Below are 13,047 nucleotides of genomic sequence, written 5' to 3'. Positions count from 1 at the left end.
TAATTACTGTGCAGGATAGAGGTATCCTTCAAAGAGTTTATGCAATTGCGTATTGATGAATTGAGGATCGGTGGGCTCTTTTTCTTTATTGGGAAGCAAGCGCTGGTAAAAGGCTACGTTGTGTTTTTCTTTATCCAGAATAAAGCCATAAAGCGTGAGGTTAGACTTTACTGGCGAGGGCACAGCCATACCTAGCGTTAAAATACCCACGGCAATACCTTTTGCAACCTGACCACCGTAATTCCCTTTTTTTCTACCGAAGCCTGATGCGACGATTATCATGGCAAAGCGCTCATCATTGCTCTGCATTATGGAGTCTAATGTAGGTGGCAAAGCGATCTCATCCAGCTTTTTGTATCTCAGCGTCATTTGGCTGAGGTAGTTCAACTCATTTTCTATCCTCGCATTGACGCTGTCATTTGCTATGATCATTTTGTCGCTTAGTTTAAAGCGTGACGAATCTGCTTGCAAAACCGAGTCGATCACTCTGGCTGTGATCTGTGAAAGCGAGTCGCTTAAAACCGACTTGTTGCCTTTCTCCACATAATGGATGTAGGTGATCGGCTCTATGTAATTCATGTCTTTAACTTGCTCTGCGGGTACAGAAGAGGTTAAGAATTTGTTTGTACCGCAAGAGGTAAGGGCAAGGGCAAACAATAAATAGCACAGTTTTTTCATAGGAATTACAAATGATTTAAAGCTGTAAGATAGTGTCGCTTTGACAATTATTCAGCCTGCTAATATAATTTAATTTTTGAGCTATTTGGCTGCAGCCAAAACAAAGAAAACCGCACTAAGGCGGTTTCTTGTTAAGAGGTGATATTCTATTGAATGTTTACAGATTGAATATCTGTTTTAAGCCTGTTTTTAAGTCGGTAGGCTTGCGGCCTAACAACTGCTCAAGATCTGAGCTGGTGTTCTCAAATCTGTGGTCTTTGATGTCTTTAGAGAATCCTGTGGTTAAGAAGATCAAGAATTCTGGTAGTTGAAGTTCTTCTAACTGTTTTGCAAAAGCATCAGCAGGCACATCAGTGTAGTTTACTTGTTTGCCTGAAAGCTCAGTGAGCACCTGCGCAATATCAGCAAACGATGCAAGTGTACCACTAGCGATCTCATACGTTTTGTTTGCATGACCCTCTTGAAGCAGCACATTAGCAGCAGCTTCACCCATTTCTGCACGCAGCGCATACGGCACTTTACCATCTCCCGCCGGTAAGAAGATTCGATTTTCTAACACTTGCTCGCCCGTAAACAGCGGAATACCATCAGTATATAAAGTATTGCGCAAAAGGGTGTATGCAATACCACTTTCTTTAATATAGGCTTCGGTATTAAAGTGATCTAGCATAAACTCACCTAAAGCAGAGTTTGCTTCGTCCACCATTGATACCCCGGTGTAAGCGATGTGTTGCACACCAGCTTTTTGAGCAGCATCTACTACATTTTTATGTTGCTGTAAGCGATGTTGATCCACACCAGAGATAAGCAATACTTTGCTAACCCCTTGCATCGCGGCATCTAGCGAAGCGGTGTCATCAAAACTACCAATGCGCACAGTGACTCCTTTAGCTATGAGATCGGCTGCTTTTTCTTTGCTTCTCGCGAAAGCTACTATGTTACTTCCCTCGGTATGTTTAACTAATTGCTCTATTACGGCAGCACCTAATTGTCCTGTTGCTCCTGTTACTAATATCATGATTCTTTTATTTTACAAATGATTAATTTACTTTTGTTACTCAAAGTAACTAATAATAGTTTTAAAATGTAACTTGTTACCTTGAGGTAACATGCTAAATACTGGTAACATTATGGTAACTAATGACACTGAAGAGATACAATGCCCTGTTGCAGCCACCATTGAATTGATAGGAGGGAAGTGGAAGACGCTTATTCTTTACCAACTAGGATTTGGTACGCGCCGCTTTGGTGAGATCGCTGTGCGTATACCCACAATTTCTAGAAAGGTGTTAACTGAGCAGTTAAAGCAGCTAGAGCATGATGGCCTTGTACAACGGCAACAGTTTAAGGAAATCCCACCCAGAGTGGAATATTCTCTTACTTCTCTTGGCGAAAGCCTAACACCCGTAATGAATCAGATCGCTACATGGGGTGAGAATCACTTGTTTAATAATAGGTAAGTGTTTGTAGGTTATTAAATTATAGGTAGGTTAACCATAATTTGACTTTTGTTTCACGCTGATGATTCTTAAATGTTTTATATGGAAACATTGTGAATCATTAATAATAATAGTATGTTAGCTAAAACGATTAACTACTATTTAACAATTACCATGAAAAAATTCTACTTAATGCTATTTGCGGCTGCTTTGTTAGCCTCTTGCTCTTCTGGAGGGGATGACTCACAAAAGACCGCAGACTCTAGTTTTGATATTACCGCGATCACGGTAAAGAATGCTGAGGGAAACACACCGGTTAAAGGTGATGAGGTTACTGTGTCATTCACCATTAAAAATACCGGCGATGTTGCTGGTAAAGCTAGTATTGCTGCAAAACTTTCTAGCAGCCGCTTTTCAGATTATAAAAATGTAAACCTACCTACGGTAGATAAGCAACTCGCTGCAGGAGAGACTGCTGTTGTTACTATGGAGATGGGGCCTTTCTTTCAGGATTCTTATAATGGTAAGCACTATGCGCTAGGCCGCGGTGAATACTTCTTTGAGTCGGTTATGATCAACGAGGCTACAGATACAGAGTATTCAGGTCGTGTATTTCAAGTACAAACCAGTAATGCGCTTCTTGTACCAGTGATCTATGAGCCACAATATCTTGCTAAAATAGAGACAAACCTTGGTATTAAAGACTATTTAAAGAATGCTTTTACAAGACAAGTGGAGCTATATGATAACAATGGGAATTACCAGGACTACGCTGGTGGTTTTGATGACATGATGAATGTAGAGCACCATTTTTATCCTATCCTTACTACTAACGTATCAGACTATCCATTGGATGACGGACTGTGTGAAAAGGCAATCGCTTTAGGTGGTGATGTTTTAGGTCTTAAAGATGATTGGGTAGGTCCTACAGGAACGCAGGCAGAAAACCATGGGTTTGATTACTTAATGGCGCTAACGGCAGACGGTTTTGGTGGTGTAGCTTGTGGATGGATCAATGTACAGATCTCTGGGGTTTTTGATTATGATAAGAGTCAAGACCGTGCACAGATCGTATTGATACACGAAACAAGTCACCTATTCGGTTCACCACACTGCGACCCTAAACAAGGGTACGTAATGTGTTCAGGTGAAAAGCACAGCAAATACATAGACAAAGGTATCTATGTGTACAACGTAGACTCAAAGAATCAAATGAGCATGCGCTGGGATTAACGTTCACGTACTTATGTTGTTTATTAAAAGTAAGGTCACCCATAGGCCTTACTTTTTTTGTTTAAAGAGGGGGTGTTAATTAGGTAATTGAGGGGATTAGCTGATTAGCGAATGGGGTAATCTGTGATAAGGTTAAAAGGTTATGTTGTTATAACTGCGAACTGCTTACGGAGTACTGAACTCCGTTAACTGAGCGGAGCCGAAGTGATATGTGTTAATTAGGAGATGAGCGAATGGAGTGAATTAGCGAATTAAATGTGATAAGGTTAAATGGTGATGCTGTATAACTTTTTAACCTCTTAACTGTATAGCAAAAAAACTGCCTACTGCGACTGCATACTGCTTACTGAATCCGTTCAATGAGCGGAGCCAAAGTGAAATTCTCAGCCGCAGTCTCCAGTAAAAAGCTTCTCCCTTATCCTAGAAGGGAGATGAGCAAGTGAAATGAAGCTCAGAGGGTTCAATTCCTCCATTCGCTAATTCTCTAATCAGCTAATTGAAACAGTTATCGCAACGCTTCTATCACGCGCTCTGGGTAGTCTGTGATGATGCCGTCTACTTGTAGAGAGATCATTTTGTTGATGGCGGTGGTGTCGTTTACCGTCCATGGGATGAGCTGCATGCCCAGATCATGAATGTGGTTTACCACGGTGCTATCAGTAATAAGTTTGTAATGTGGACTGTAGATCTGCGGGATGTAGCTGAGGTTTTTTAGGTTCTCGTCTACGGTGCCGTTGCCTACTAAGAAAGCGATCTCTACCTCGGGATATTCGGTGTGCAATACTTCTAAAGGTGCGGGGTCAAATGACTGCACGTTATAATGCCCTTCAATATTCTTACTTCTTACTACATCCATCAGTAGTTTTACAAAGGCTTCTGGTTGAGGTTGAGTGATGTCATATTCATCAGGTACACTCTTGATCTCAATGTTGTACTTCACCTGTGGTAAGTCTTTTGCAGCGATCTCTGCCTGTATGGTATCTATCATTTTGCTTAAAAGCGGTTTATAGGTTTTCATCTTTTGCTGCTGCGGGAAGTTCTTATTCCCACGGCTACCGCTATCCCACTGGCGTATGCTGTCATACTCCATCTCATAGAGGTTGTATTGCAGCTCATTTTCTTTGGCTACAGCCACACCATCAGGAGTACTCATATAGAGCGCGTTCATGAAGGGTTCGTGTGATACCACAACTTGCTTGTCTTTGCTTATTACAACATCCAACTCTAGCACATCTACATCTTTGTGCAAGGCGCTAAGGAAGGCTTCTATGGTATTTTCGGGCAGGTTGCCACGCTCACCACGGTGTCCTTGTACAGCGATAGAAGGTTTGTCTTGTGTCATGGTGGTTGTATTGTTTTTGCAGGCTATGGCCAAAATCATCATGACCAATACACCTATGCATCTTAATTTCATAAATATAGATTTTAGTATTGAGTATTATATACTGAAAAATGCAAATAAAAAAGACCTGCGCTTAGCTATTGCCAAGCCGCAGGCCTCCACTCACATAGAAAGACTAATTTCCTAGCACTGATTCTTCTACTTTGTATGTTCTTGTACCTGTATAGGTCTGCCCGTATTGATCCTTTGCCTTGATCTCTATGGTATGCTCGCCCAGCTCTACATGAGTAGGGATCTTAGCATGCCACAGGTGCTCACTATTAATAGGATTGCTGCTACGTCTACCAGGCATAAGTTGCTCTGCCGTGTCCCACTCATAAACAAGCGCCACATAGCTAGGGTCTGGCTCTTCCATATACTGCATTTTTTTCCACTCGCCGCCATCTACTCTAAACATCACTTCGTCGCCTTGCGTACCCATAAAGAAGTTAGCATAAATACCGGCAGGCTGAGGTTTGTCTTTAGCCACCACATTAGGCGCAAAGATCTCCATCTGGAAGCCTTTATCCTTACCAGCAACTTTATAGTCTGTAGTGTACTCGTTACCATTAAAATGGATAAAAGCATATCCCTTAGGCGTACCATCACGCATTACAGAGATAGGCGTACCGTCTTTACCTATTTTACCGCTGTACCAGTCTCCACTGGTAGTACCTACATTATACTCGTGGTGTGGTTTTTTACCTTTCCATCCTTGGCTTTCGCCAAAAAAATCCTGACGCTGTATATGCGTATGTGCCGAAAGTGTAAGATTATGCTCAAAAGGTAATAACAGATCAAAAAGACGCTCTCTATCTTCATCACGGAAGCTGTCTCCCTCACCCTCTGCAAGCGGGATGTGGAATGAAACAACTACCAGATAATCCTTAGGCACATATTTAAGATCATTCTCAACAAAGTTAAGTTGGTCTTCACGGAAGCCACCCCAGTATCCTTTGTGATCGCGAGGATCTGGATACAAGATGTTGTCTAGCACGATAAAGTGCACCTTACCATAATTAAAGGCATAGTTAGACGGCCCAAAGTGCGCAGTAAAGGAGTCATCGCTATCCTGCTCTTCCTCTGCATCAAAGTCCATATCATGGTTACCCATAACATTAAACCATGGGATGCCTATTTTCTTCATTACCTTTTTATACGGCGCATGCAGGCTAAGGTCATTACCTACGATATCCCCCAGGCTCATCCCAAAAGGAATACCCTGAATACCTTCTACCTCGCTTACGATACCTTTTTCAAACCACTCAAGATCTTGCATGGTATATGGTTGCGGATCACCAAAGATCAAAGCAGTGAATTGCTCATTCTCTTCAGCAGGTAGCACAGCAAAGTCTAGCTTGCGAGGCGCTTTACCCGTAGGAGCGATACCCTTAAATTCTAACTTAGGAGAACCCTCTGGTCTGTGCAGTCTGAAGAACTGAGGTATGTTGTACTCATCTACTGGTAGGGCATAACCGCTAGGTTTGATAAGTGCGATAGCATTATCATCACCCACAGGTAGCTCATACATACCGTTAGCATCAGTTTGTACCACTTGTTCTCCATTAGTAACAGATACCTTAGGAAGCACCTGTTCCTTACGGTCTTTCTTACCGTTGTTGTTAGCATCAACATACACGTAGCCTTTTACGGTTTGTTGCGCCATGACCTGACAACCGAAAGCCAGACCTGCAATGATCAATAAACGTTTCATTTTTCTATGTTTTGTGATTGGTTACTATTTTATTGGTCCCACCAGACCTTTGTGTTGATATTATCAGGACCACCTAGCATCTCTAGCGCATCCTGATAATTCGCATTATTATTGATCTGCACATCAGATGGATAATAAAAACGCGAAGGCATCACACCATCATTAAGCATGGCTGCGGTTTTAGGAAGTTCTGGCAGGCCAGTTCTTCTATATTCTAACCACTGCTGATAATCAATGAAATATAAAGCAAAATACTTTTGTAGCATGATGCGTGCTAAAGAGCCATCATAAGTTGCAGCCGCGTTAGCGAAATAATCTGCAGGTACCTCTGCACCCACTTGTTCAATACCTGCGATCACACCATTAGTGTAATGCTCTTCTGCATTATCAGTGTAGCCACGTTGTGCCATCTCTGCTTTGATAAATTCAACTTCAGCGTATGGCAAGATATAGATCTGCATTGGGTTTGTTACCTGCTCGATATTAAATGTAGAAGCATTGTACTCAAATTGAGACTCAGCACCTTCATAAGCACTTGGGATACCTTTGTATCCTATTGGGTTTACATCAGCATCAGTAGCTTCAGTGATCAATACAGGTCTACGCGGATCTTCAAGCGCATTAAGATTATCTACAAAAAACGAAGTGATCTTTGTGCTTAATCTAAAATCTTGAGGGCGCCCCCATGGTGAGATATTTGGGGTAACCCCAGTAACTTGTAAAATGGCAGACTCTGCTGTGTTTTCAAAAACAGGATAGGTATCTGCGTCATTGATCATGCTAGTAAGTTTCGCGAAAGCGTTAGTCTCACTGCGGTTTGAGATGCGAAGCAATAAACGCATATGCAAACTATTAGTGAATTTCTGCCACTTGTTCACATCATTGTGAAACAAGATATCATCTGCATACGCCATACCAAAACCAGAATCATACAGCGTATTTGCACGTTCAAGATCTGCTAAGATAGCCGTGTAAATAGACTCCTGACTGTCAAAAACCGGGTAGAAGTTTTGCTGCTCACCTTGCGCTGCCTCAGTATATGGCACAGGGCCAAAAAGATCTGTAAGGTTAGACATTACCCAAGCCTTAAGGGTAAGTGCGATTGCCTCATAGTTAGGATCCTCAGCTCTCACTGAAGCTTCTTCCATCTCTTTGATATTGTTTAACCACTTGTATGAGTTGTACCATGAACTGTTACCAATGTTCTGACTCACATCATATCGATGCAATCCACCAGAAACACTAGGGAAGGGCAGAGACACCTGCATAAGGTTAAATGTGATCGCATCAGCACGGCCAGCATTATGTGTAGCCATCCCATAGATAATAGGGTTGATAAGCGTACCCGGACTTATTTGTGCGATACGGTTAGGGTCTTCATTTATTTCTTCAAAATTGCTGGTGCATGAAGCAAGCAGGCCAGCAAAAAGAACGATGAGTGTTGTTATCTTTAAAGTTTTCATCCTTGTATGTTATAGGTTTACTCTAAGGTTCATTCCATAAGAAGCAGGTGATGGCATTTGTCCCATCTCTATACCTGGTAGTATCGTGCTCCCGTTAAGTGCAGCAGTCTCTGGATCGTAAATAGGGAAGTCTGTGATCATGATGAGATTTCTACCATATACAGAGAAATCTACAGCCTTGATACCAGAGTTGCCAAACCAACGCTTAGGCAGGTTATAGCGTAGCGCTACTTCTCTAAGTTTTAAATAAGAAGCGTCAAAAGAGTTAGACTCTACATTGGCTCTACGGTAATATCTGTTATACCAGTCTGGCGTGATGGCTTCTGTGGTGTTAGGAGAATATGTGCCGTCTTCATTAAGCACCACACCTTCACCAACGATAACACCTTCTTCGCGGCCCATAAATGTAGAGCGCAGTTTACCTTGCTGGGTAGCTTTGTGGTGAGTTTGAGAATAGATGATACCGCCATATTGACCGTCTAACGTAACATTAAGCGACAGATTACCGAATCTAAAACTGTTATAAAGACCCGCGCGCCACTCAGGACTTGCATCGCCTATGTATTGGATCTCATCAGGATAAGCAGGTAAACCTGCGCTGTCATAAACGATCTGCCCATCAGGAGAGCGTACAAAACCATATCCGTAGATCGCAGTCGTAGTTCCGCCCACTTTAGCAAGTAGGGTAGCGTTACCACCTGTGCCTATTTCCTGTTGGCCGTCAATCCCCTCAGCAAGTTCAAGTACTTTATTCCATATCTGGCTAAAGGTGAAATTAGCATTCCATGAGAACTTCTCCTGATCTACGATCTTACCGCCTAAAGTAAGTTCAAGACCGCGGTTTCTAACCTTACCAGAATTAAGTACTACCGAGCTGTATCCTGTAGTGATCTCAATAGGAACATTGATGATCTGGTTCTTAGTGAATGTTTCATAAACCGTAGCATCAAGAGTTAATCTGTTTTTAAGGAATCTAGCCTCAAAACCGGTCTCATAACTTGTGGTGATCTCTGGTTTAAAAGCTGGGTTATACAGATTTAATGGTATAGTCGCCGAACTTGGGAAGGCGTTCTGGCTATAGTATTTAGATGTTTTGTAAGGGCTGGTGTCATTTCCAACTTCAGCAAAAGAGAAGCGATACTTTAAATATCCTGTTTTCTCAAAGTTGAAAATGTCTGATAATATAAAGCTGGCATTCGCCGAAGGGTAGAAGTACGAGTTGTTCTCTACCGGAAGCGTGCTAGACCAGTCGTTACGGCCGGTAACATCAAAGAACATTTGGTCTTTATAAGACAATGAAACCAAACCGTATAAACTGTTTACCTTCTTGTTGTTATCATAGGTCTGAACGATAGGGTTGTTTACACCATTTGCCAGTTTGTAAACGTCTGGCACTACTAGCGCATCAACTTCAGCATCTGTCCTGCGGTAGCGGTAATCTCTTGTGTTACCACCAAAAGAAGCCGAAATATTAAGATCATCATTAACGTCTTTGTTATAGCTCAATAAGAAGTCTGCATTTACTTCCTGCTTCCAGATATCCTGATTTTCATAATATCCTTGAGCATAACGGTTAATGTCATACGGTCTTTTACGCTCTCTATCTTGATTGTATGTATTAAGTGTAGTGCGCAGTAAAAGATCAAGATCATCAGTAAAATTGATCTTAGTGTATATATTACCAACTAATTGGTTGCTCTGCAACGTATTTAAAGCCTCATAAGCGATAAGGTATGGGTTATCTATATACGAACTAAACGGCTGTATTTGCTGTAGGTTTTGTTGACCTTCTTTCCAGATGGGTTTGTACCAATCTAGATCTACGTTAGGATTTTGAAAGATCATGAAATACGCGATAGAACCGTTGTTATACCCTGTGCTAGGTAGATTGTCACTTACACGATTGTTATAGTTAAGAACACTACCTATTTTGATCTTTTCAGATACTTGATAGTCACCTTTAATAGAAGCCGTGATACGCTCGTAGCCGGTATTTGGCATGATCCATTCATTTTTAGAATGTCCTACCGAAAGACGCATGCTACCATTATCGTCACCACCTTGTATAGAAACATTATTGTCATAGGTTACACCTGTTCTCCAGTAATCTTTACGGTTATCTTCATAAGGTCTCCACAATGTGCGCTCAGCACCCTGACCTTCTACCGTAGGATCATATTGAAAGTATTGCTGATCATCAAAACGAGGACCCCAAGCACTACTCGTGCTACCCGTATTACGACCATCCTCAGATGTACCATAGCTATAATATGGTTCACCATCTGCATTAAAACTTTTACCAGTGCCTTGACCGTATTCATACTGCCAGTCTGGCCAGCGCTGTATCACGTCAAAGTTTACAGAAGAATTAATAGTAAGACCCAGACCAGTGTTTTTCTTACCAGACTTTGTGGTGATCATTAAAACCCCGTTAGAAGCACGGCTACCATAAAGAGCAGCAGCACCAGGACCTTTAAGTATAGTAACACTTTCAATATCATCAAGGTTAAGATCAGAGATCGCATTACCATAATCTATAGGCGAATCATTACCAGTATATGCGCTGCTAGATCCAGATGCTGTAGACTCTGGCTCAACAGGTACACCATCTACCACAACAAGCGCGTAGTTACCGTTAGCATCCAGAGAGTTATTTCCACGCAAAGTGATCAATTGAGAATTAAGCGGTCCTGATCCTGCCGAAACAATATTAAGACCTGCAACCTTACCTTTAAGTCCAGAAGACCAGTTGGCCGGCATAGTTTGAGAAAGATTCTCTGTTTTTACTGTAGATTGTGAGAAACCCAGTTTCTTCTCTTCTCTTTTAATACCTAAAGCTGTTACAACAACTTCATTAAGCGCATTAATACTTTCTTGTAAGGTAGCATCTACAGGTTTGCCGGTAGTTGCAGTTACTGTAAGCGTTTCAAAACCTACGTAAGAGATCTCGATCTTTACGGTCTCTTCATTTACTTCAAGAGAGAAATTACCGTCAAAGTCTGTTGTCGTACCATTACTGGTGCCAGCAACTTTTACTGTAGCGCCGGGTAGCGGCATGCCTTGTGCATCAGACACTTTACCAGAGATAGAGCGTTGCGCCTGTGGCGAAAGAACAGTGATAGTGTTATGGATGGTCTTGAACTTAAGACCGGTTTTGTTCTCTATTTCGGTAAGCACCGAGTTAAGCGGTTGGTTTTTCGCTTTAAGCGAAATAGGGCCTGTTGTACCTGAGATAGATTGATCAAAAACAAATGTAAATTCTGATTGTTTCTCTACCGCTTCAAAGAACTGCGTGATCTTAGCATCCTGAAGGGTTAAAGTGACTTTTGTGGTTTCTAACTGGTCGTTAGCTGTGTTTGCCACAACAGCCGTCGTGACAAGCATAAAGAGTATGAAATACAAATACTTCATGCGATTTAACTTCTTTAAAAGTTGTAGTTTCGTGTTCATTTTAATTATGGCTATAAATTTTGTTTTATGGTCGTAACGCCCATTCTTGTTGGAGCAAGGATGGGTTTGTTTTTTAAGGAGTATTCTTTTTTCTTATAGAGATCTGTTTAGGGTTTTTATAGTCTATCGTAAGATTTTTAAGTAGAGCGATGCTGCTTAGCACATGCTCTAGTTTTTCTTTTTTAAACTTACCGGTAAGGGTCTCGCTGGCGATATCATCATCTTCAATGGTGATGCTCACATCATACCAATTCTCTAGTATGCGAGCAGTTTCGGTAAGGGATGTTTTGTTAAGTGAGATGATCTCTTGCGTCCATAAGATCATATCATCGCTGTTCACCTCAGTGATGGTTGGGGTTTTGCTTTGTAGATAGTTTACCTGTAGGTTTCTTGTGAGGTAAATGGTGGTGTCCACTTTCGTGGAATTTACTTTCACTCTACCACTATTGACACTTACAGTTATATCTTGAGTGTCATAGCTATTAATGTTAAAACTTGTGCCCAAAACCTCTACGGCCAAGTCACCTGTTGCAATGGTAAAAGGATGCTCTTCATCACGAGCCACATCAAAGAAAGCCTCACCAGTGAGCTTAATGTCTCGCTGATCTACAAAGTCTGAACTATAGGTGATGCTGCTGTTACCATTAAGTGTGATATGTGTTCCATCTTCAAGGATCACCTCTTTGCGCTCACCTTTTGCAGCGAGCTGAGTGATCTGTTTTGCAGGCATAAAGAAAAGTGCGCTAAGCGTCAGCCCCACAAGCGCAACAAAAATCGCTGCTGCGCTCCAGTAAAATTTAGGGGTGAACGTTTTTACTGGCTTATGTTTAAGGACTGATCTAAGTATGCGATCGCGCTGTTGCGCTGAGGTTTTAATGTCAAGATCAGCATGCTTAAGTTGCATTTGCTCCATAAAAAAGTCTAGCTGTTGCGCTTCTAATTGTGATGCGCTGCCAGCTGCATATTTATGGGCGATCTTGTGTAACTCTTCTTTGTTCAAAATAAGTGTCTTTGTAAGCAAGACACCATTTTAAAGTGCTACACGTAGTGCAAAAAGTGCATTTAATGGTTTGTTTAAGAAAGGGTGATTTTGTTAACCTTAAGAAAACATTAAGGCAATAATGAGAGAAAGTTGACCAGTGTGAAGATTTGATCGTAAGTGATTTAAGGCATCACTAATGTGTTTCTCTACTGTGCGAATAGAAATATTAAGCTTTTGAGCGATCTCAGAATTAGACAGATCTTCAAACCTGCTTAACATAAAAACCTTGCGACATCTAGGCGGTAATTTGTTGATCTCCTGTTTGATCAATTGCTCAAACTCGTGATAATCCAGTTGGCGTTCTACACGAGGCGAAGTAGGCATATTTTCAAGAACATCTTCATGAACGGTGGTGAACTTAAGATCACGAATGTGGTTTGCAATACCATATTTTACCGCTCTAAAAAGATAACCTTCCAGATTCTTAATTTGTTGTAGGTCTGTCTTTTCCCAAAGGTTTATGAAGACCTCTTGCACAATATCTTCACAGATCTTTTCATCTGCATAAATGCGAAAAGCATAAGCGTAGAGACGTTTCCAGTAGCGGTCAAAAAGGATCTCGAATGCCTTTTCGCCGTGAGCGGAAACCTTTTCCTGCAATTGTAAATCTGATAGGGAAGATAAACTGGTTTGCATCAAATTGTGAG

General features: G+C 41.5%; 10 protein-coding genes. 2 read left to right on the top strand and 8 right to left on the bottom strand.

The annotated features are described in order from the left end of the window. Positions 1–3 precede the first annotated feature (3 nt). Both ACZ5L8_RS09430 and ACZ5L8_RS09425 read right to left on the bottom strand, forming a co-directional pair. The gene (locus tag ACZ5L8_RS09430) at positions 4–678 is read right to left on the bottom strand and encodes a hypothetical protein (RefSeq protein ID WP_464436917.1); all 675 of its coding nucleotides are present in this window, start codon (positions 676–678) and stop codon (positions 4–6) included. Between the two features lie 157 nt (positions 679–835). Then, a complete protein-coding gene (locus ACZ5L8_RS09425; protein ID WP_464436915.1) occupies positions 836–1,696 on the bottom strand; it encodes an SDR family oxidoreductase in 861 nt (286 codons plus the stop codon). 91 nt (positions 1,697–1,787) lie between these two features. Here ACZ5L8_RS09425 and ACZ5L8_RS09420 point away from each other — a divergent pair, with 91 nt between their 5' ends. After that, entirely contained in the window at positions 1,788–2,138 is a 351-nt protein-coding gene (locus tag ACZ5L8_RS09420; RefSeq protein WP_464436913.1) for a winged helix-turn-helix transcriptional regulator, read from the top strand. Positions 2,139–2,291: 153 nt separating this feature from the next. Continuing rightward, positions 2,292–3,350 (top strand): COG1470 family protein, encoded by a 1,059-nt coding sequence (locus ACZ5L8_RS09415; RefSeq protein ID WP_464436912.1) that lies wholly within the window; start codon positions 2,292–2,294, stop codon positions 3,348–3,350. 505 nt (positions 3,351–3,855) lie between these two features. On the opposite strand, the gene ACZ5L8_RS09410 is transcribed toward ACZ5L8_RS09415, so the two are convergent. The 6 genes from ACZ5L8_RS09410 to ACZ5L8_RS09385 form a co-directional block, all read right to left on the bottom strand. After that, on the bottom strand, positions 3,856–4,764 hold the full coding sequence (locus ACZ5L8_RS09410; protein WP_464436910.1) for a glycerophosphodiester phosphodiesterase family protein: 909 nt from the start codon (positions 4,762–4,764) through the stop codon (positions 3,856–3,858). Positions 4,765–4,867: 103 nt separating this feature from the next. Next, on the bottom strand, positions 4,868–6,445 hold the full coding sequence (locus tag ACZ5L8_RS09405) for a calcineurin-like phosphoesterase C-terminal domain-containing protein (protein WP_464436908.1): 1,578 nt from the start codon (positions 6,443–6,445) through the stop codon (positions 4,868–4,870). A 29-nt stretch (positions 6,446–6,474) separates the two neighbouring features. Then, positions 6,475–7,908, bottom strand: a complete 1,434-nt coding sequence (locus ACZ5L8_RS09400; protein WP_464436907.1) for a SusD/RagB family nutrient-binding outer membrane lipoprotein — start codon at positions 7,906–7,908, stop codon at positions 6,475–6,477. Positions 7,909–7,917: 9 nt separating this feature from the next. Next, positions 7,918–11,358 (bottom strand): SusC/RagA family TonB-linked outer membrane protein, encoded by a 3,441-nt coding sequence (locus ACZ5L8_RS09395; protein ID WP_464436905.1) that lies wholly within the window; start codon positions 11,356–11,358, stop codon positions 7,918–7,920. A gap of 73 nt (positions 11,359–11,431) precedes the next feature. Next, entirely contained in the window at positions 11,432–12,379 is a 948-nt protein-coding gene (locus ACZ5L8_RS09390; RefSeq protein WP_464436903.1) for a FecR family protein, read from the bottom strand. 78 nt (positions 12,380–12,457) lie between these two features. Further along, positions 12,458–13,036 carry an RNA polymerase sigma-70 factor gene (locus tag ACZ5L8_RS09385; RefSeq protein ID WP_464436900.1) on the bottom strand — a complete coding sequence of 193 codons (579 nt, stop codon included), beginning with the start codon at positions 13,034–13,036 and terminating at the stop codon, positions 12,458–12,460. Positions 13,037–13,047 lie beyond the last annotated feature (11 nt).

Source organism: Leeuwenhoekiella obamensis, assembly GCF_055391795.1.
The sequence above is the reverse complement of the archived record's forward strand: the minus strand, read 5'-3'. Positions and strand labels throughout refer to the sequence as shown.

What these genes read in the sequence shown, in the direction of transcription:
- ACZ5L8_RS09430 (WP_464436917.1), bottom strand. Translation starts at nt 678, where the DNA reads ATGAAAAAACTGTGCTATTTATTGTTTGCCCTTGCCCTTACCTCTTGC.
- ACZ5L8_RS09425 (WP_464436915.1), bottom strand. Translation starts at nt 1,696, where the DNA reads ATGATATTAGTAACAGGAGCAACAGGACAATTAGGTGCTGCCGTAATA.
- ACZ5L8_RS09420 (WP_464436913.1), top strand. Translation starts at nt 1,788, where the DNA reads ATGCTAAATACTGGTAACATTATGGTAACTAATGACACTGAAGAGATA.
- ACZ5L8_RS09415 (WP_464436912.1), top strand. Translation starts at nt 2,292, where the DNA reads ATGAAAAAATTCTACTTAATGCTATTTGCGGCTGCTTTGTTAGCCTCT.
- ACZ5L8_RS09410 (WP_464436910.1), bottom strand. Translation starts at nt 4,764, where the DNA reads ATGAAATTAAGATGCATAGGTGTATTGGTCATGATGATTTTGGCCATA.
- ACZ5L8_RS09405 (WP_464436908.1), bottom strand. Translation starts at nt 6,445, where the DNA reads ATGAAACGTTTATTGATCATTGCAGGTCTGGCTTTCGGTTGTCAGGTC.
- ACZ5L8_RS09400 (WP_464436907.1), bottom strand. Translation starts at nt 7,908, where the DNA reads ATGAAAACTTTAAAGATAACAACACTCATCGTTCTTTTTGCTGGCCTG.
- ACZ5L8_RS09395 (WP_464436905.1), bottom strand. Translation starts at nt 11,358, where the DNA reads ATGAACACGAAACTACAACTTTTAAAGAAGTTAAATCGCATGAAGTAT.
- ACZ5L8_RS09385 (WP_464436900.1), bottom strand. Translation starts at nt 13,036, where the DNA reads ATGCAAACCAGTTTATCTTCCCTATCAGATTTACAATTGCAGGAAAAG.